At 66.3% G+C, this 17,868-nt stretch carries 18 protein-coding genes; 6 read left to right on the top strand and 12 right to left on the bottom strand.

The window, feature by feature from the left end:
* Nucleotides 1–24: 24 nt before the first annotated feature.
* The 5 genes from AB4Z10_RS14895 to ugpB form a co-directional block, all read right to left on the bottom strand.
* Complete coding sequence (locus AB4Z10_RS14895; RefSeq protein WP_441471165.1) at nt 25–1,104, bottom strand: sn-glycerol-3-phosphate import ATP-binding protein UgpC; 1,080 nt, start codon at nt 1,102–1,104, stop codon at nt 25–27.
* 7 nt (nt 1,105–1,111) lie between these two features.
* Nucleotides 1,112–1,960, bottom strand: coding sequence for a sn-glycerol-3-phosphate ABC transporter permease UgpE (gene ugpE, locus AB4Z10_RS14890; RefSeq protein ID WP_441471164.1), 849 nt, complete (start codon nt 1,958–1,960; stop codon nt 1,112–1,114).
* Nucleotides 1,960–2,712 carry a creatininase family protein gene (locus AB4Z10_RS14885; RefSeq protein ID WP_441471163.1) on the bottom strand — a complete coding sequence of 251 codons (753 nt, stop codon included), beginning with the start codon at nt 2,710–2,712 and terminating at the stop codon, nt 1,960–1,962. The genes ugpE and AB4Z10_RS14885 overlap by 1 nt, the downstream gene beginning before the upstream one ends.
* Entirely contained in the window at nt 2,712–3,593 is an 882-nt protein-coding gene (gene ugpA / locus AB4Z10_RS14880) for a sn-glycerol-3-phosphate ABC transporter permease UgpA (RefSeq protein WP_441471162.1), read from the bottom strand. Before ugpA ends, AB4Z10_RS14885 begins: the two co-directional genes overlap by 1 nt.
* Nucleotides 3,594–3,668: 75 nt before the next feature.
* Entirely contained in the window at nt 3,669–4,988 is a 1,320-nt protein-coding gene (gene ugpB / locus AB4Z10_RS14875; protein WP_441471346.1) for a sn-glycerol-3-phosphate ABC transporter substrate-binding protein UgpB, read from the bottom strand.
* Nucleotides 4,989–5,190: 202 nt separating this feature from the next.
* Here ugpB and AB4Z10_RS14870 point away from each other — a divergent pair, with 202 nt between their 5' ends.
* Nucleotides 5,191–6,369 (top strand): fumarylacetoacetate hydrolase family protein, encoded by a 1,179-nt coding sequence (locus tag AB4Z10_RS14870; RefSeq protein WP_441471161.1) that lies wholly within the window; start codon nt 5,191–5,193, stop codon nt 6,367–6,369.
* A 132-nt stretch (nt 6,370–6,501) separates the two neighbouring features.
* Here AB4Z10_RS14870 and AB4Z10_RS14865 read toward each other — a convergent pair whose 3' ends face one another.
* Nucleotides 6,502–7,398 (bottom strand): methylated-DNA--[protein]-cysteine S-methyltransferase, encoded by an 897-nt coding sequence (locus tag AB4Z10_RS14865; protein WP_441471345.1) that lies wholly within the window; start codon nt 7,396–7,398, stop codon nt 6,502–6,504.
* A gap of 220 nt (nt 7,399–7,618) precedes the next feature.
* On the opposite strand from AB4Z10_RS14865, the gene AB4Z10_RS14860 reads away from it, so the two are divergent.
* On the top strand, nt 7,619–8,221 hold the full coding sequence (locus AB4Z10_RS14860; RefSeq protein WP_441471160.1) for a class I SAM-dependent DNA methyltransferase: 603 nt from the start codon (nt 7,619–7,621) through the stop codon (nt 8,219–8,221).
* Between the two features lie 5 nt (nt 8,222–8,226).
* Here the strand turns inward: AB4Z10_RS14860 and AB4Z10_RS14855 are convergent, their stop codons facing one another.
* Nucleotides 8,227–8,754 carry a DUF2244 domain-containing protein gene (locus AB4Z10_RS14855; RefSeq protein ID WP_441471159.1) on the bottom strand — a complete coding sequence of 176 codons (528 nt, stop codon included), beginning with the start codon at nt 8,752–8,754 and terminating at the stop codon, nt 8,227–8,229.
* A 20-nt stretch (nt 8,755–8,774) separates the two neighbouring features.
* Between AB4Z10_RS14855 and nth the strand changes: the two genes are divergently transcribed.
* The 4 genes from nth to AB4Z10_RS14835 all read left to right on the top strand — a co-directional run bounded on the left by nth (nt 8,775) and on the right by AB4Z10_RS14835 (nt 12,777).
* Entirely contained in the window at nt 8,775–9,476 is a 702-nt protein-coding gene (nth, locus tag AB4Z10_RS14850) for an endonuclease III (RefSeq protein WP_441471158.1), read from the top strand.
* Between the two features lie 128 nt (nt 9,477–9,604).
* Nucleotides 9,605–10,651, top strand: a complete 1,047-nt coding sequence (gene xylF, locus AB4Z10_RS14845; protein WP_441471157.1) for a D-xylose ABC transporter substrate-binding protein — start codon at nt 9,605–9,607, stop codon at nt 10,649–10,651.
* On the top strand, nt 10,644–11,948 hold the full coding sequence (locus tag AB4Z10_RS14840) for a sugar ABC transporter permease (protein WP_441471156.1): 1,305 nt from the start codon (nt 10,644–10,646) through the stop codon (nt 11,946–11,948). The genes xylF and AB4Z10_RS14840 overlap by 8 nt, the downstream gene beginning before the upstream one ends.
* 10 nt (nt 11,949–11,958) lie before the next feature.
* Complete coding sequence (locus tag AB4Z10_RS14835; RefSeq protein WP_441471155.1) at nt 11,959–12,777, top strand: ATP-binding cassette domain-containing protein; 819 nt, start codon at nt 11,959–11,961, stop codon at nt 12,775–12,777.
* Nucleotides 12,778–12,819: 42 nt separating this feature from the next.
* Here the strand turns inward: AB4Z10_RS14835 and AB4Z10_RS14830 are convergent, their stop codons facing one another.
* The 5 genes from AB4Z10_RS14830 to deoC all read right to left on the bottom strand — a co-directional run bounded on the left by AB4Z10_RS14830 (nt 12,820) and on the right by deoC (nt 17,865).
* Nucleotides 12,820–13,182, bottom strand: a complete 363-nt coding sequence (locus tag AB4Z10_RS14830) for an SPW repeat protein (RefSeq protein WP_441471154.1) — start codon at nt 13,180–13,182, stop codon at nt 12,820–12,822.
* 195 nt (nt 13,183–13,377) lie between these two features.
* Nucleotides 13,378–14,736, bottom strand: a complete 1,359-nt coding sequence (locus AB4Z10_RS14825; RefSeq protein WP_441471153.1) for an esterase-like activity of phytase family protein — start codon at nt 14,734–14,736, stop codon at nt 13,378–13,380.
* A 100-nt stretch (nt 14,737–14,836) separates the two neighbouring features.
* The gene (locus AB4Z10_RS14820) at nt 14,837–15,781 is read right to left on the bottom strand and encodes a 2-hydroxyacid dehydrogenase (RefSeq protein WP_441471152.1); all 945 of its coding nucleotides are present in this window, start codon (nt 15,779–15,781) and stop codon (nt 14,837–14,839) included.
* Entirely contained in the window at nt 15,778–17,103 is a 1,326-nt protein-coding gene (gene deoA, locus AB4Z10_RS14815) for a thymidine phosphorylase (protein ID WP_441471151.1), read from the bottom strand. Before deoA ends, AB4Z10_RS14820 begins: the two co-directional genes overlap by 4 nt.
* On the bottom strand, nt 17,104–17,865 hold the full coding sequence (gene deoC / locus AB4Z10_RS14810) for a deoxyribose-phosphate aldolase (RefSeq protein WP_441471150.1): 762 nt from the start codon (nt 17,863–17,865) through the stop codon (nt 17,104–17,106).
* Nucleotides 17,866–17,868 lie beyond the last annotated feature (3 nt).

Raw genomic sequence — 17,868 nt, 5'->3', positions numbered from 1 at the left:
TGACGGAGAGCGTCGGAAAGCCGCTCAGCGCTTGCCCAGCCTCACCCCCGTCTTCGGATCGAAGACGTGGACCTTGTCGGGATCGACGGTGATCCAGAGCCGGCCTTCCTGCGCCGCGACGTCGCCGGTCGCCGCCTGCATCACGAAGGGTTGGCCCGCGAGCTTGCCGTGGAAGAGCTGGGTCGCGCCGAGCTCCTCGATGAACTCGACGTCGAAGGGCAGCGAGCCCGCCTGGCCTTCCGAGGCGATCTCGACATCCTCGGGCCGCAGGCCCACCTCGACCGGCGCCTGCGCCGCCAGATCCTCGCGCAGGTCGCGGACCTCAATGATGGCGTCGCCGAGCGCGACGATGCCGGGGCCGTCGACCAGGCCGGGCAGGATGTTCATCGGCGGCGAGCCGATGAAGGTCGCGACGAACTTGCTGGCCGGCTTGCGGTAGACCTCGGCCGGCACGCCGATCTGTTCGACCTGGCCGGCATTCATCACCACGAGCTTGTCGGAGAGCGTCATCGCCTCGACCTGATCGTGGGTGACGTAGATCGAGGTGACGCCGAGCGCGCGCTGCAGCTTCTTGATCTCGACGCGCATCTGGACGCGCAGCTTGGCATCGAGGTTCGAGAGCGGCTCGTCGAAGAGGAAGACCTGCGGCTTGCGCACGATGGCGCGGCCCATGGCGACGCGCTGGCGCTGGCCGCCGGAAAGCTGCCGCGGCCGGCGCTCGAGGAAGGGCTCGATCGCGAGGATGCGCGCCGCCTCCTTCACGCGCTTGTCGATCTCGTCCTTCGGCGTGCCGCGGTTGCGCAGGCCGTAGGCCATGTTGTCGTAGATGTTCATATGCGGGTAGAGCGCATAGTTCTGGAACACCATCGCGATGTCGCGGTCGGCCGGCTCGATCTGGTTGACGACGCGGCTGCCGATCGCGACTTCGCCCGAGGAGATCGTCTCGAGACCGGCGACCATGCGCAGCAGCGTGGACTTGCCGCAACCGGAGGGGCCGACCAGCACGCAGAAGCCGCCGTCGGGAATGTCGAAGGAAACGCCCTTCACGGCCTCGACGCCGCCGGCATAGACCTTCTTGACGCTGTTGAGAGTGACCTGGGCCATTCGCGGATTACTTCTCGGTTTCGACCAGGCCCTTCACGAAGAGCCTCTGCATGACGATGACGACGAAGACGGGCGGCAGCATCGCCAGCATGGCCGTGGCCATGGCGAGCTGCCATTCGGTCAGCGCGTCGGCGGTGACGATCATCTTCTTGATGGCGATGACGATGGTCTGCATCGAGTCCTTGGTCGTCACCAGGAGCGGCCAGAGATACTGGTTCCAGCCATAGATGAACTGGATCACGAACAGCGCCGCGATCGTGGTGATCGAGAGCGGCAGCAGCGTGTCCTTGAAGAACTTGAACGGGCCGGCGCCGTCGATCTTGGAAGCTTCCAGCAATTCGTCGGGAATCGTCATGAAGAACTGGCGGAAGAGCAGCGTGCCTGTCGCCGAGGCGATGAGCGGGACCGCGAGGCCCTGATAGGTATCGAGCATGTTGAGATCGGAGACGATCTTGAATGTCGGGAAGATGCGGACCTCGACGGGGAGCATCAGCGTGATGAAGATGATCCAGAACGCCGCCATGCGGAACGGGAAGCGGTAATAGACCACCGCATAGGCCGAGAGCACGGAGATGAAGATCTTCCCGAGCGCGATCGCCATCGCCATGATGAAGGAGTTGAGCATCATCCCGATCACCGGCTCGCGCGTCGTGCCGGAGGTTCCGACGAAGAGAATGCGGTTGTAGTTCTCAAGGAAATACGGCCCCGGATAGAGCGGCATCTGGCCGTTGATCACGGTGGTCGCATCCCAGGTCGAGGCGACGAAGGTCAGCCAGACCGGGAAGGCGACGATCAGCACGCCGATCGTCAGGATGACATAGGCGATCGCGTCGCCCAGGCGGCGGTCCTCGACCATCAGATCCCCCCCTTGCCCATCTCGCGCAGCAGCCCGGCCAGCGCTTCGGCGCAGGCATCGAGGCAGGCTTGCCCCTTCTGCAGCGTGGCGCGGCGGGCATCGCCGACCACGCCGGTCTCCGTCATCTCCCGGAAGGAACGATGCCGCGACACGGTCGGGCGTCCGGGCAGGCCCTCGCGGGCGCCGAACGCTTCGCCGAGGCGGTGTTCGCGGACCGAGCCCGGTGCCAGCACCATCATCATCGAGGTCTCGACCTCGCAGGCATGCTGCACGCCCTGCTGATCCTCCAGCAGCGGCCCGAGCGCGTCATGCGCCAGCAGGAAATAGGTGGTCGCCTCGACATGCAGCCGCGTCTCGCGGGCGAAATCGGGCAGGAAGGCCGTCAGCGCGGCGATGTTGCCGCCATGGCCGTTGACGATCAGCACGCGGTGGAAACCGTGGCGCTCGATGCTCCCAAGGAAGGCGAGCAGCACCGCGCGATAGGTCGGGATGTCGAAGGTGAAGGTCCCGCCGAAGGCCATGTGATGCTCGGCCATCCCGCACCACAGCGTCGGCGCGACGACCACCTCGACATCACCGGCCCGCTCGGCCGCGGCCTTGCAGACGCCGCTGCAAAGAATGGTGTCGACGCCAACGGGCAGATGCGGCCCATGCTGCTCGATCGAGGCGACGGGGAGCACGACGATCGTATCCTTCGCCGCCTTGGCGCGCAGCTCCTCGGCGGTGAGGTCTTGCCAGAGGACGGAGGCCATCAGTAGCTCACCTTGCGTTCGATGAAGCGGAACTGGACCGCGGTGAGGCCGATGACCATGACCAGCAGGATCACCGACTGCGCCGCCGAGCCGCCCAGATTCGAGCCGCCCTTGCCGTCGGCGAAGACCTTGTAGACCAGCGTTTCCGTCGCGCCCGAGGGGCCGCCGCCGGTGACCGCGTCGATGATGCCGAAGGTGTCGAAGAAGACGTAGACGATGTTGACGACGAGCAGGAAGAAGGTCGTCGGCGAGAGCAGCGGGAAGACGATGGTCCAGAAACGGCGCATCGGCCGGGCGCCGTCGATCACCGCCGCCTCGATCACGCTCTTCGGGATCGACTGCAGGCCGGCGAGGAAGAACAGGAAATTGTAGCTGATCTGCTTCCAGGTCGCGGCCAGGATGACGAGCAGCATGGCATGGTTGCCGTTGAGCCGCGGATTCCAGGGAATGCCGAGCACCTGCAGCCCGCGCGCGAGCATGCCCAGCGAGGGGTCGAACATGAACAGCCAGAGCACGCCGGCAATGGCGGGCGCCACCGCATAGGGCCAGATCAGCAGCGTCTTGTAGATCTCGGCGCCGCGGACCTGCCGGTCGGCCATTACCGCGAAGAGCAGCGCTATCGACAGCGAGAAGATGCAGACGAAGGTCGAGAACACCGCGGTGTTGATGAAGGCCTTGAGATAGCCGGGGTCGGCGAAGAGCAGCTGATAGTTCTCGAACCAGACGAACTCGGTCGAAGTACCGAAGGCATCTTCAAGCAGGAAGCTCTGCCAGACCGCCTGGCTCGCCGGCCAGTAGAAGAACACGATGGTGATTGCGAGCTGTGGCAGCAGCAGCAGGAAGGGGATGGTCAGCCCCTTGAAGTACGCGTTCTTCTGCATCGGCTTCCTTGAACGAGACGGCCATCCCGGACGCATTTGTCCGGGATGGCCCTAGAGATGCAAGAGGCTACGCGCTTACCGGGAGGCCGTGCGCTCGAACTGGCGCAGCATCTGGTTGCCGCGCTCGACCGCCGCGTCCAGCGCCGCCTGCGGCGACTTCTGGCCGTTCAGCGCCGCCTCCAGCTCCTCCGACCAGATGTCGCGGATCTGGACGAGGCTGCCGTAGCGCAGGCCCTTCGAGTTGTCGGTCGGGGTCTTGTTGGTCAGCTCGAGGATCGGCGTCTCGAGATAGGGCTTGTCCTTGTAGAAGCCGGACGCCTTGACCTTCTCGTAGGCGGCCTTGGTGATCGGCAGATAGCCCGACTCGGTATGCAGCTTCACCTGACGGTCGACATCCGAGAGGAAGGTGAAGAACTTGGCGACGCCCTTGTACTCGTTCGCCTTCTTGCCGCCCATCACCCACAGCGAGGCGCCGCCGATGATCGAGTTCTGCGGCGCACCCTGCACATCCGGATAATACGGCATCGCCGCATTGCCCCAGTCGAACTTGGCATTCGCCTTGACGTTGCCGAAGAAGCCCGAGGAGGTCAGGAAGATCGGGCACTCACCCGAGGTGAAGCGGCCTTCGCCGTTGTTGGTGCGGCCGGAATAATCGTAGGTCTTGTCCTTCTGCAGCTCGACCAGATTGGTCCAGTGCTTGAGGAAGGCCGGGCTCTTGTTGAAGTTCAGCACGGCGTCGAAGCCGGCCATGCCGTTGACCTTGGTCGAGAGCGGGATGTTATGCCAGGCGCCGAACTGCTCGATATTGGCCCAGGTCGCCCAGGCGTTCGAGACGGCGCACTTGTCGTAGCCGGCAGCCTTCAGCTTCTTGGCGGCCTCGAAGGTCTCGGGCCAGGTCTTCGGCGGCTTCGCCGGGTCGAGGCCCGCCTTCTTGAAGGCGTCCTTGTTGTACCACATCACCATCGAGGACGAATTGAACGGCATCGAGAGCATGTCGCCCTTAGCCGTCGAATAATAGCCGGTGATGGCGGGGAGATAGGCGTTCGGATCGAACTTCTCGCCGGCTTCCTTCATCACCTCGTGAACCGGCTTGATCGCGCCCTTGGCCGACATCATCGTGCCGGTGCCGACCTCAAAGACCTGCAGGATGTGCGGCGCCTGGCCGGCGCGGAAAGCGGCGATGCCGGCGTTCAGCGCGTCGGGATAGGAGCCCTTGTAGACCGGGACGACCTTGTAGTCCTTCTGCGAGGCGTTGAAGTCCTCAGCGAGCTTGACGACCACGTCGTTGTTGGCGCCCGTCAGGGCATGCCACCACTGGATTTCGGTCTGCGCAAGGGCCGGCGAAGCGCCGACGAGCGCGAAAGCGGCGACCGACATCAGGATGCGCGATTTGATGCTCATGGAGTGTCTCCCTTCCGCGGGCGGGCGCCGCCGCGGTTCTTGTCGTTGGTGCGCAAGCTAGCATGAAGCGCAGGCGACATTTCAATGACAAAACGATGACAGTTTTTGCAAGGCACTTATGGCCGCGGCCCGGCTTGCGCATTCACGCATAAACAGCTGATCTGCGCATCCTGACTCGCCTTTTCCGGACCGCATCATGACGAGCCTCGCCCTTTCCGTCTCGACGACCTTGCCACAGGATGCCGCCGCCGCCGCGCTGGCCGGCCGCGTCTGGCGCCCCGATCTCGGCGGCCCGGCGGTGGTCACGCTGCGCGACGGGCAGGTCGTCGACATCACCGCCACCTTCCCGACCAGCCGCGACCTCTGCGAGAGCGCCGATCCGGCGGCCGCACTGCGCGCTGCGAAAGGCGAGGCACTGGGCTCGCTCGCCGAGATCCTTGCCAACACGCCTGTGGACGGCCGCGATCCGAAGCGCCCCTGGCTGCTGTCGCCGCTCGACCTTCAGGCGGTGAAGGCGGCCGGCGTCACCTTCGCGATCTCGATGCTGGAGCGCGTCATCGAGGAGAAGGCGCGCGGGAACCCGGCGGCGGCCGCGACCATCCGCGAGGAGATCGGCAAGCTGATAGGCGACGACCTCTCCAAGCTGAAGCCCGGCTCGGCCGAGGCGATGCATCTCAAGGAGGTGCTGATCGCGCAGGGCGCCTGGAGCCAGTATCTCGAAGTCGGCATCGGGCCGGATGCCGAGATCTTCACAAAGGCCCCGGCGATGTCGACGGTCGGCACGGGCACTGACGCCGGCCTGCATCCGGCATCGAGCTGGAACAACCCGGAACCCGAGATCGTCCTGATCGTCGCTTCGGACGGACGCATCGTCGGCGCCACGCTCGGCAACGACGTCAACCTGCGCGATGTCGAGGGCCGCTCGGCCCTGCTGCTCGGCAAGGCCAAGGACAACAATGCGGCGGCCGCGGTCGGCCCCTTCATCCGCTTCTTCGATGCCGGCTTCACGCTCGATCATGTCCGCAAGACGACGGTGACCCTGACGGTCGAGGGCGAGGACGGCTTCACGCTGGAGGGCTCGTCCTCGATCGCCAAGATCAGCCGCGACCCGGCCGACCTCGCGGCGCAGATGATCGGCCCGCACCATCAGTATCCCGACGGGGCGGCGCTCTACCTCGGCACCATGTTCGCGCCGATCAAGGATCGCGATGCGCCGGGCGGCGGCTTCACCCACAAATACGGAGACATCGTCACCATCGCAGCGCCCGAGCTCGGCAGCCTGGTCAACCGGATGAAGCGCACCGATGCCTGCGAGCCCTGGACCTTCGGCGCCTCGCATCTGATGCGCCATCTGGCGAAACGCGGGCTGCTCTGAGCGCAGTCCGCGACAGACCCGTCATGGTCGGGCTTGCCCCGGCCATCCACGTCTTCGCTTCGTCGAAGGCTGTGTTCAAGACGCGTCATGCTCGCCACAAGGACGAGCATGACGCGTTGAGTAGCAGCAGGCTCAGCCGGCCGTAGCCTGGCCCGCCTCCCAGCCGAGGATGGCGCGCTTGCGCGTCAGGCCCCAGTGATAGCCGGTGAGCGCCCCGGACTTGCCGATGACGCGATGGCAAGGCACCACGAAGGAGATCGGGTTCTTGCCGACGGCCATGCCGACGGCCCGCGCCGCGCTCGGCTTGCCGATGTGGTTGGCGACGTCGCCATAGGTCGTCGCGCAGCCGACCGGGATCCGCAGCAGCGTCTCCCAGACCCGGACCTCGAAATCGGTGCCGATCAGCACGACGCGCAGCGGCGTCTCCGCCGACCAGGCCTTGGGCTCGAAGATGCGGCCGGCATAGGGCGCCGTCAGCATGGGATCGTAGCGATAGTCGGCATGGGGCCAGCGGCGCATCATGTCGGCCAGAGCCTCGGCGCGCCCGCCGACGACCTTGCCGCCATCGACGCTGTTCGAAACCCAGCCGAGCCCGGCGAGCCCGCGGTCCGTCACCACGATCAGCGCCTCCCCGAAGGGAGAGGCATGGAAGCCGTAGGAGAGCTTCAGCCCCTCTCCACCTAGCTTCCACTCGCCGGGCGACATCGCCTCATGCGTCACGAAGAGGTCGTGCAGCCGTCCAGGACCGGAAAGCCCGACTTCGAGCGCAGTGTCGAGGATGCTGGCGGAGGAGGCGAGCAGGCCCTTGGCGTGGTCGAGCGTGATCGCCTGCAGGAAGGCCTTGGGCGTCAGGCCGCACCAGCGCCGGAAGAGATGGTGCACATCGGTGGGGGTGGCGCCGGCCGCATCCGCGATCGCCTCGATCGTCGGCTGCTCGCGCCAGTTATGGGTGATGAAGGCCAGGATGCGGCGGACGGTATCGTAATCCGAGCCAGGCGCCACGGCGGGGAAATCGGCTTCGCTCGGCATGGCTTCGGCAGCCCGCGCCAGCACCGCGTTGGAAAAGCGCGTCGGGGTCATCGCCGTTTTCATCGGAGCATGAGCGTTCATGGCTTGAAACCTCGCATCATTCGTCATGATGCGAATCTAGGGCGCCGACCATGCCGTTCCCACCCGAAAGCTGGCAAGGGCGGGCTTGCCTTCGCTATATCTTTCCTGCCCCGAGCAGCGAGACCGAACCGGATTGACCATGCCGACTGCCTCAAGCGCCATCGTCGATCTCTACGAACGCCACGCCGCTGCCTTCGACCGGCTGCGCGGCAAGACGTTGTTCGAGGGCGCATGGCTGGACCGTTTCCTCGCGCTTGTTCCCGAGCATGCCACGATCCTCGACATCGGCTGCGGCTCCGGCGAGCCGATCGCGCGTCATGTCCTTGCAAAGCGTCACGCCGTCACCGGCATCGACTCCGCCCCTTCTCTGATCGAACTCTGCCGCCAACGTTTCCCGCAGGCCGAATGGCATGTGCAGGACATGCGCCACCTCACACTCGGCCGCCGTTTCGACGGGCTGATCGCCTGGGACAGCTTCTTCCACCTGACGCCGGAGGATCAGCGGGCGATGTTCCCGGTCTTTGCCGCGCACGCCGCCGCGACCGCAGCGCTGATGTTCACCAGCGGGCCGTCGCATGGCGAAGCGGTCGGCTCCTTCGAGGGCGAGCCGCTCTATCACGGCAGCCTGGCGCCGGAGGAGTATCGCGCGCTTCTGGCGGAGCACGGCTTTTCCGTGGTCGCGCATGTCGTCGAGGATGCAAGCTGCGGCGGTCACACGATCTGGCTCGCCCGCAAGGGCTGATCGTCTCAGGTTGCGCCGTAATCGGGGCCTCGCCGCGCGCTCGCCAGTGCCTTTCCCAGCGCATCGGCGAAACCGGCGCGCTCCTGCGGCGAGAGCGCGGTCGCGACCGCGACACTCCGGCCGCGCGAGACCAGCGTAAGGCCGAGCAGGCCGTAATCCTCATCGGTCTGGCGTTCGAGCCGCGTCCAGGCAGGGTTGGAGCGCCAGACCGCTTCGCGGCCGTGATGCGAGACCTTGCGCAGCAAGACCTCCAAGGGCGTCACCACGATGCGCTCGAAGGCGCGCGCATGACGGAAATTGACATGGAAGGCGATGAACAACGCCAAGACGTCGACGCCGAAGAAGCCGGCGACCGGCCAGGCGCCGAGCACGACGAAGGGAATCGAGGAGATCACGCTCGCCAAGCAGACCAACGTCATCACGATGCGCAGACCATTCCGGCCGAGAGAACGATGCGGTGTGATCGTCGCGTCGAAGACGGGCCGCCGCGCGGCGTCTGCGCTGTCGCTGACTGGGCTCTTGCCGGGGTCCATGGTCGCATTATAACGCCGTCATGGATCAGCAGAACAGGCCCGCGCGTGCCCGCGCCCCGGCGAAACGCATCACGTTGCCGCGTGCCCGCAAGCCGGCCGAGATCCGCGAGATATTCGAGCGCTTCCGCGCCGCCAACCCCGAGCCCAAGGGCGAGCTGGAATCCGTGAACGCCTTCACGCTGCTGGTCGCCGTCGTGCTCTCGGCGCAGGCGACCGATGCCGGCGTCAACAAGGCGACGCGCCCGCTCTTCGCCATCGCCGACACGCCGGAGAAGATGTTGGCGCTCGGCGAAGACAAGGTCCGCGACTACATCAAGACGATCGGCCTCTACCGCAACAAGGCGAAGAACGTCGTCGCGCTCTGCGAGAAGCTGATCGCCGAGTTCGGAGGCGAGCTGCCGACGACACGCGAAGCGCTGGAAAGCCTGCCGGGCGTCGGCCGCAAGACCGCGAATGTCGTGCTCAACATCGCCTTCGGCGAGATCACCCACGCCGTCGACACCCATGTCTTCCGCGTTTCGAACCGGCTCCGGCTCGCGCCCGGCAAGAATGTGCTGCAGGTCGAGCTCGGCCTGGAGAAGGCGATACCGGAGGAGTTCGGCCGGCATGCCCATCACTGGCTGATCCTGCACGGGCGCTACACCTGCAAGGCGCTGAGGCCCGAATGCGGGCGCTGCATCCAGAACGATCTCTGCGACTCTCCCGACAAGCGCGTCGTCTGAACCTCCCGCTTGATCCCTGGTCGGCTTGACAGCCTTCCACCGCTAGGCTGAGCTTCGTGGGCCGGATGCCTTGGGGGCTCGGAGAAGCCTGAGAGTCTGCGGCAGAGGAAGCTCAGGAGGTCATCGAGATGAAGCGTTTCGTCCTCGCGGCGAGCATCGCCGTTGCCGCCATTTCCATTCACGCAAGCGCCTTCGCGCAATCGAAAGGCCCGGTCGTCGGGGTCAGTTGGTCGAACTTCCAGGAAGAGCGCTGGAAAACCGACGAAGCCGCGATCAAGGCGGCAGTCGAGAAGGCGGGCGGCACCTATCTTTCGGCGGATGCGCAGTCTTCGCCGGCCAAGCAGCTCACCGATGTCGAGAGCCTGATCGCGCGCGGCGCCAAGGCGATCATCGTGCTGGCGCAGGACGCGCAGGCCATTCGCCCGGCCGTCGAGAAGGCGGTGAACGAGGGCATCGTGGTAGTCGGCTATGACCGGCTGATCGAAATCCCGCAGGCCTTCTACCTGACATTCGACAATGTCGAGGTCGGCCGGATGATGGCGCGTGAGATCCAGAAGGCAAAGCCGGAGGGCAACTACGTCTTCATCAAGGGCTCGAGCTCCGATCCCAATGCCAACTTCCTCTACCAGGGCTCGATCGAGGTGCTGAAGCCGGCGATCGACGGCGGCAAGATCAAGAATGTCGGCGAAGCCTTCACCGATGGCTGGCTGCCGGCCAACGCCCAGCGCAACATGGAGCAGATCCTGACGCGCAACCAGAACAAGGTCGATGCGGTGATCGCCGCGAATGACGGCACCGCCGGCGGCGCCATCGCGGCGATGGATGCGCAGGGCCTCTCCGGCTCCGTGCCGGTCTCCGGCCAGGACGCCGACCGCGCGGCGCTCAACCGCGTCGCATTGGGCACGCAGACCGTGACGATCTGGAAGGATGCGCGCGAGCTCGGGCGCAATGCTGCCGAGATCGCGCTCAAGCTCGCCGGCGGCGCCAAGCTCTCCGAGATTCCGGGTTCGGCCGCTTGGGATCAGGGTCCTTCCAAGCAGAAGATGACGGCGCTCTTCCTCAAGCCCGTGCCCGTGACGAAGGACAACCTCGGCGTCGTGATCGAGGCCGGCTGGGCGCCGAAATCGGCGGTGTGCCAGGGCGTGGCGGCGGGCAAGGTCAAGGCCTGTGACTGAAGCCGCCCCCGCGCCGGCCAGTCCGGTGCAGGATGAGCGCAGCCTTGCCGATCGTTTGCGCGAGATCGAATTCGATCCGCGCATGATCGGCATGGTCGCCGCGCTCGCGGTGATCTGGCTCGGCTTCAACTGGCTGTCGGACGGCGCCTTCCTGACGCCGCGCAACCTGTGGAACCTGCTGGTCCAGACCGCCTCGATCGCGATCATGGCCTGCGGCATGGTGCTGGTCATCGTCACCCGCAATATCGATCTCTCGGTCGGCTCGATGCTCGGCTTCGTCGGCATGGTGGTGGGGCTGGTGCAGGTCCGCGTCCTGCCCGAGATCTGGGGCTTCGAGCATCCGCTGACCTGGCTGGTCAGCCTGCTCGTCGCGATGTGCCTCGGCGGGTTCGTCGGCCTGCTGCAGGGCGCGCTGATCGCCTATCTCGCCATCCCCTCCTTCATCGTCACGCTCGGCGGGCTTCTGGTCTGGCGCGGCGCCGCCTGGTGGGTCACGCAAGGCCAGACCATCGCGCCGATGGATTCGCGCTTCCGGCCGCTCGGCGGCGGCGTCGAGGGCGCCATCGGCACGAGCGCCTCCTGGGCGATCGGCATCGCGCTCTGCGCGGCGATCTGCGCCGGCGCGGCGCTGATCCGGCGCCGGCGCAAGCGCTTCGGCTTCGTGCTGCGCCCGCTCTGGGCCGAGATCGCGATCGCCGGCCTCGGTTGCGCCGCGGTGCTGGCGATGGTGATGGTGGCGAATGCCTATGCATTGCCGGCCGGCATCGCCCGGCGCCTCACCGAGGCAAAGGGGGGCATCTGGCCCGAAGGCGGCCTGGCCATCGGCCACGGGCTTGCCGTCCCCGTGTTGATCGCGCTCGCGGTCGGCGTCGTCATCACGTTCCTCGCCAATCGCCTGCGCTTCGGCCGCTATGTCTTCGCGATCGGCGGCAATCCCGAGGCGGCGCAGCTTTCCGGGGTGAACACCCGCAAGGTTCTGATGCTGGTCTTCGGGCTAATGGGCGTGCTCGTCGGCATCTCCGCCTGCATTTCGACAGCGCGCCTCAACGCTGCGACCAACTCCGCCGGCACGCTCGACGAGCTCTATGTCATCGCTGCCGCGGTGATCGGCGGCACCTCGCTGGCCGGCGGCGTCGGCACCATCGCGGGTGCGATGTTAGGGGCGCTGGTGATGCAGTCGCTGCAGTCCGGCATGGTGCTGATCGGCGTCGATGCGCCGCTGCAGAACATCGTCGTCGGCATCGTGCTCGTCCTCGCGGTCTGGCTCGACGGCGTCTACCGCAAGCGGTTGAGCTGAGGAGGGAGCGATGAGCATCGCGGAACCGGCTGATCTCGCCGAGACGCATCCCGGCCAGGGGACGCCGCTGATCGCGATGCGCGACATCTCGATCGCCTTCGGTGGCATCAAGGCGGTCGATGGAGCCAGCGTCGACCTGATGCCGGGCGAGGTCGTCGGCCTGCTCGGCCATAACGGAGCCGGCAAATCGACGCTGATCAAGATCCTGTCCGGCGCCTACCGCGCCGACGCCGGCACAATCCATGTGAATGGCGAGGAGGCCGCAATAGCGAGCCCGCGCGACGCCAAGCGCCACGGTATCGAGACGATCTACCAGACGCTCGCGCTCGCCGATAATGTCGACGCCGCCGCCAACATCTTCCTCGGCCGCGAACTCCTGACCGGCTGGGGTACGCTCGACGACGCGACGATGGAGTCGGAAACCCGCAAGGTGATGGGCCGGCTCAATCCGCATTTCCGCCGCTTCAAGGAGCCGGTGAGGGCGCTATCGGGCGGCCAGCGCCAATCGGTCGCGATCGCCCGCGCCATCTATTTCAACGCGCGCGTGCTGATCATGGATGAGCCCACTGCGGCCCTCGGCCCTGCCGAGACGAAGCAGGTCGCCGAGCTGATCCTGCAGCTCAAGAAGCAGGGGATCGGCATCTTCCTGATCAGCCATGATTTGCACGATGTCTTCGACCTCGCCGACCGCGTCACGGTGATGAAGAACGGCAAGGTGGTCGGCACGGCGCGCACCGCCGACGTCACCCAGGACGAGGTGCTGGGCATGATCATCTCGGGCAAATGCCCACCGGCCGCGGTGGCCGGCCCCGGCGCGCTGCGTAGCTAGACCGCACCGGAGCCTTCTGGAGCGGCAGGAGCGCAAGGCTCCTCAGGCCGTCGCATGCGGCTCGTGCCGATAATCCCAGACCGCCCAGGCCGAGATCGCCGCAGTCAGCAGGCCGACGACCATATGAGGCCAGAAGGCGCGGAGGTTACCGGTAAAGCCGAGCACCCAGGGCGAGGCTACCAGCCAGAGCCCGAGCGCGAGATTCAGCCATTCCTCCCATTCGGCGAACGCCGAAAGCGCGGCGACCGCAATCACGGCGAGAGCCATGCCGACGATCCAGGCATTGCGCGTCGGCAGGAAGTCGCCGACGAAGCCCATGAACCATGGTGAGAAGAAAAGCAGCCCGGCCAGGATCAGATTACACCAGTCCTGTGGTCGCCTGGCGTTCGTATTCACGGTCAACATGATCACCTCCATCGGTGACGATCATCCAACCACTACGCCTCGCACACGAGGCGCTTGGCCATTTTTATTATACGCTCAGGGTAGCAATAGCTCAAGAACAGAATAAGAACGACCGGAAACCGGTCCAACCGGCCGCCGGCCAGAATAATGTGAGCCGCACCGCCGCGCTCAACCAAGCCGGCGGTGCGGGCGATCTCACTTCGCGTCGAGCAGTTCCTTCACAGAGAGCAGGACGAGTTCGTTGTCATCCGCCTTCTTGGGATCGCGCGAGGAGGAGAACGGCAGATTGTTGTCGTTGCCGACGACGATGATGCCCTTGGCGCGATCGACGACATCGACGTTCTCGATGGTGAAGAAGGGGAAGGGCAGCACGCCGTCGATGGCGCCCTGTTTCGCCTTCTTGTCGGGGTCGGCGATCTTCATCAGGTCGATGAAGCCGATCTTGCGCACGGGCTTGCCGACATTGGCGTCGGTCATCTCGATCTTCACGATGCGCTTGAACCTGGCGAGGTCGTGGAAGCAGTCCGGACCCTTCTGGCTGGCGGCGCAGGCCTTGTCGGCCGTGCCTTCGCCGTTGTCGCGCTCGATGATCAGCGCTGTCGTGGCGTCGATCATGTTGAAGTCGCCGATGGCGAGGCCCTTCTGCTCCAGCGGGAAGAACCAGGAGCGGCCGGTCCACTTCTCGTTGGCGACATCGAACTCGAGGATGCGCAGCACTTCCTTGCCGTCGACCTCTTCATTGCCCTTGGTCTCGGCGTTCCAGAGCGGCCCCTCCAGCAGCGGATAGAGGAAGCGGCCGTCGGGAGACTGCGCCATGCCCTCATAGCCCTTGGAGCGGCGGACATTGAATTCGACGGACTGGTTCGGTGCGCCGGGCGTCGTCACGGCGTAATGGTCGGGCGAGCGGGCCGGCTTGCCATCGACCGTGGTCTCGAACACCGCCTCGACCTTGCCGTTGGCATCGACGCGGATGAGATAGGGCCCGAACTCCTCACCGATCCAGTACTTGCCGCCGATCGGCTGGATCGATTCCGGGTCGAAGTCGGCGCCGGTCAGATAGCGCTTCTCCGTGCCTTCATGGACGATGCGGAACGGCACCTTCTTGTCGGGGTCGTGCAGGAAGGTGGTCGAGAGACGCTCGATCGCGCCCTTGTCGAAATCGGCCTTGAGACGATGGAAGAACAGCATCGCGTCGGGCGAGTTCACCTTGGTGCCGAAGCCATTATCGGTCAGCACGAGGAACTCGCCGTTGCCGAGCGAACGGATGCCGGAGAAACCCTGGACCGGCTGGCCGGCGAAGGGGGTGGAAAGGCCGGTCGGGCGCCCGCCCGAGGTGCCCATCACCGTGCCGACGGCTTCGACGCGCTTGCCCGGCGTCACGAACTTGCCGGACACCTTGAGATCGGCCGGCGCATCGGCGGGCGCCGGAATGATCGTGTTTGCCGGCAGCAGGGCTTGGCCGACGAGCTTGGACGGAAATTCCTTCTGGGCGTCCTGGGCCCCGGCGAGCATGGTCGAGGACAGAAGCAGGGCAATGGCGAGCGACGAGCGCATGAAATCCTCCGGACTGGAAAAGACCAGTCCGCTTCGCGCGCCGGGATTGCGACCCGACGACAGCGCTGCGACCGTTCGGTGACGGTCGCAGCGGAGGCGCTCAGTATCCTCTGGCCGGATCGACCAGGTGCTGCAGAGGCTCGCCGGCTTCCAGCCGCCTGATCTGCGCCGTGATCAGCGAAGCGATCGCTTCCGGCTCCGACATCGCCGCGTTATGCGGCGTGATCGTCACGCCCGGATGGCTCCAGAGCGGCGAGGCGGTCGGCAGCGGCTCGGTCTCGAAGACATCGAGCGTCGCGCCCTTCAATGTCCCCGCGTCGAGCGCCGCCAGGATATCCTCTTCGACCTGCAACCCACCGCGCCCGGCATTGATGACGACCGGACCGCCGAGGCGCCCATTCTGGGCCAGGGCAGCGATCAGCCCGGCATTGATGATGCCGCGCGTCTCCGGCGTGAGCGGCACGAGGCAGACGAGGATGTCCGTCCGCGCGAGGAAGTCCTTCATGCCCTCTTCGCCCGAGAAGGTGCGCAGCCCCTCGATGTTCTTCTGCGAGCGGCTCCAGCCGGCAACGTCGAAGCCGATGACCTTGAGCTTGGCCGCCGCATCCAATCCGAGTTCGCCCAGCCCCATGATGCCGACACGAACCGAGCGGGCCGCCGGCTGGTTACGGTCATCCTCCCAGAGCTTCTCGCGCTGCTGGCTGATGTAGCGGTGCTGCTGGCGCAGATACATCAGGCAGTGCAGCACGACGTACTCGCTCATCCGCGTGGTCAGATCGGGATCGACGACGCGGGCGATCGGCACGGCCGGCAGCTTGTCGTCGGCGAAGAGAAAGTCCACGCCGGCGCCAAGCGAGAAGATCGCGGCGAGATTGGGCAGGCCTGTCAGGCTGCCGGCCGGGTGCTTCCAGCTCGCGACATAGTGGACCGCGCGGCGGTCGAAGGGCTCGCCGAGAACCACGATAGGCATCTCAGGCAGCATCGCCTGAAACCGGGCACGCCAATCCTCGACATGCCAGCCCGTCATGGCCAGAAGCAAACTCATGCCGACACCCTCTCCGTGATCCGTTCGGCGACCAGCGGGCCGCGCGCCGCACCCTCGCCGATCCGATAAGCCTTGCGCAAGCGCGTACTCGCCGCAGCGAAGTGCGCCTCGTCGCGGGCGTGAACGATCCCGATCGGACGCTCCGGGCCAACCGCTTCACCGATGCCAGCCAGTTCGACGATGCCAACGGCATGGTCGATCGGATCCTGCGGGCGGACGCGACCGCCACCGAGCGCGACGACCGCAAGCCCGACCGCGCGCGTGTCGACCGCGACGACAGACCCAGCGGTCTCCGCGAAGACCGGCTTCACGATCGGCGCGGCGGCGAGGTGTTTTGCCGGCTTTTCCAGTAAATCCGCCGGTCCTCCAAGCGCCACCACCATCCGGGCGAAGCGTTCGGCCGCGGCGCCCGAGGCGAAGGCAGTCTCGATCTTCGCGCGCGCCGCCTCGAGATCGGCGGCAAGCCCGCCGAGCAGCAACATTTCGGCGCCCAGCGCGACCGTGACCTCATGGAAGCGCTCCTCGCGGCGGCGGCCGGTCAGATGGTCGAGCGCATAGGCGACCTCGAGCGCGTTGCCGGCGACCGAGGCAAGCGGCTCGTCCATGTCGGTCAGCAGCGCGTGCGTCGGCAGGCCGGAATCGTTGGCGACGCTGACCAGGGCCTGGGCCAGAGCCTGGGCCTTGGCATAATCGGGCAGGAAGGCGCCGGAGCCGAACTTCACGTCCATGGCGAGGCCATGGAGGCCGGCAGCGAGCTTCTTCGACAGGATCGAGGAGACCAGCAGCGGAATGGTTTCCACCGTCGCCGTCACGTCGCGGATGGCATAGAGCCGCTTGTCGGCCGGAGCGAGATCCGCGGTCTGACCGATGATGGCGCAGCCGGTTTCGCGCACGACCTTGCGGAACAGGTTGATGCCCGGCTGGGTGACATAGCCCGGCACCGCATCCAGCTTGTCGAGCGTGCCGCCGGTGTGGCCGAGGCCGCGCCCGGAGATCATCGGGACATACCCGCCGCAAGCCGCGACCGCAGCCGCGAGCGGCAGGCTCACCGTATCGCCGACGCCGCCGGTCGAGTGCTTGTCGAGGGCCGGACCGGGCAGATCGTCCCAGCGCAGCACGGTGCCGGAATCGCGCATGGCGAGGGTGAGTGCGACGCGCTCCTTCTCGTTCATGCCGTTGAAATAGACCGCCATGGCGAAGGCCGCCGCCTGTCCTTCGGTTACCGAGCCGTCGGTCAATCCTGCGATGATCTGGCGGATATCGGCATCGGGCAATTCGGCCCCGTCGCGCTTGGCGGCGATGATTTCCTGGGTCAGGCGCATTCAATAGCTCCCGGACAGCTGCGCCCCAGGCGCAGCGCCGCCGATCTCTTCGACGAGAGCGGCATAGAGGCCGCTCGCGCCGAAACGGAAAGTCGCGGGCGTCGCCCAGTCCGGCCCCATCATGGCATCGGCGAGAGCGAGGTAGCTCTTCGCGTCAGCCAATGTGCGGATGCCGCCGGAGGGCTTGAGCCCGACGGGCCGCGCCGTCATGCCGATCACGCCCAGCATGGCACGCGCCGCCGGGATGCTGGCCGAGCGCGCGGTCTTGCCCGTCGAGGTCTTGATGAAATCGGCGCCGGCGGCAATGGCGAGCTCTGAAGCGACCCGGACCTTGTCGAGATCGGGGTATTCGCCGGTTTCGAGGATGACCTTCAGCAGCTTGTCGCCGCAACCCCTCTTGACGTTGCGGACCATGGCGCCCGCTGCGGTGAGCTGCCCGGCCAGGACGGCACGCCAGGGCAGGACGAGGTCGATCTCGTCGGCGCCGGCCTCGAGCGCCTCCTCGGTCTCGCGGACCACCGGCGCAATCGGGGTGTCGCCATCCGGAAAATTCACGACCGTCGCGATGCGTACGGGGCTGTCGCCGAGCGCTTCGCGCGCCGCCGCGACGAAGCGCGGCCAGAGACAGACCGCCGCAACCGGCACAGGGCCGGAGACGGCGCGCCGGCACAGGTCGCGCGCGCCGTCGGCGGTCGCGTCATCGGCGAGATCGGTCAGATCGAGCAGTGCGAGCACGCGCGTGGCGATATCCGCATCCGACATGGC

Source organism: Allobosea sp. RAF48, from assembly GCF_052114025.1.
Classification (GTDB): Bacteria; Pseudomonadota; Alphaproteobacteria; order Rhizobiales; family Beijerinckiaceae; genus Allobosea.
Note: the sequence above shows the minus strand (reverse complement) of the source record. Positions and strands in the feature narration are given on the sequence as shown.

Excerpts from the sequence above, each read along its gene's own strand:
- AB4Z10_RS14895 (WP_441471165.1), bottom strand. The coding sequence starts at position 1,104 with ATGGCCCAGGTCACTCTCAACAGCGTCAAGAAGGTCTATGCCGGCGGC.
- ugpE (WP_441471164.1), bottom strand. The coding sequence starts at position 1,960 with ATGGTCGAGGACCGCCGCCTGGGCGACGCGATCGCCTATGTCATCCTG.
- AB4Z10_RS14885 (WP_441471163.1), bottom strand. The coding sequence starts at position 2,712 with ATGGCCTCCGTCCTCTGGCAAGACCTCACCGCCGAGGAGCTGCGCGCC.
- ugpA (WP_441471162.1), bottom strand. The coding sequence starts at position 3,593 with ATGCAGAAGAACGCGTACTTCAAGGGGCTGACCATCCCCTTCCTGCTG.
- AB4Z10_RS14870 (WP_441471161.1), top strand. The coding sequence starts at position 5,191 with ATGACGAGCCTCGCCCTTTCCGTCTCGACGACCTTGCCACAGGATGCC.
- AB4Z10_RS14865 (WP_441471345.1), bottom strand. The coding sequence starts at position 7,398 with ATGCCGAGCGAAGCCGATTTCCCCGCCGTGGCGCCTGGCTCGGATTAC.
- AB4Z10_RS14860 (WP_441471160.1), top strand. The coding sequence starts at position 7,619 with ATGCCGACTGCCTCAAGCGCCATCGTCGATCTCTACGAACGCCACGCC.
- AB4Z10_RS14855 (WP_441471159.1), bottom strand. The coding sequence starts at position 8,754 with ATGGACCCCGGCAAGAGCCCAGTCAGCGACAGCGCAGACGCCGCGCGG.
- nth (WP_441471158.1), top strand. The coding sequence starts at position 8,775 with ATGGATCAGCAGAACAGGCCCGCGCGTGCCCGCGCCCCGGCGAAACGC.
- xylF (WP_441471157.1), top strand. The coding sequence starts at position 9,605 with ATGAAGCGTTTCGTCCTCGCGGCGAGCATCGCCGTTGCCGCCATTTCC.
- AB4Z10_RS14835 (WP_441471155.1), top strand. The coding sequence starts at position 11,959 with ATGAGCATCGCGGAACCGGCTGATCTCGCCGAGACGCATCCCGGCCAG.
- AB4Z10_RS14830 (WP_441471154.1), bottom strand. The coding sequence starts at position 13,182 with ATGTTGACCGTGAATACGAACGCCAGGCGACCACAGGACTGGTGTAAT.
- AB4Z10_RS14825 (WP_441471153.1), bottom strand. The coding sequence starts at position 14,736 with ATGCGCTCGTCGCTCGCCATTGCCCTGCTTCTGTCCTCGACCATGCTC.
- AB4Z10_RS14820 (WP_441471152.1), bottom strand. The coding sequence starts at position 15,781 with ATGAGTTTGCTTCTGGCCATGACGGGCTGGCATGTCGAGGATTGGCGT.
- deoA (WP_441471151.1), bottom strand. The coding sequence starts at position 17,103 with ATGCGCCTGACCCAGGAAATCATCGCCGCCAAGCGCGACGGGGCCGAA.
- deoC (WP_441471150.1), bottom strand. The coding sequence starts at position 17,865 with ATGTCGGATGCGGATATCGCCACGCGCGTGCTCGCACTGCTCGATCTG.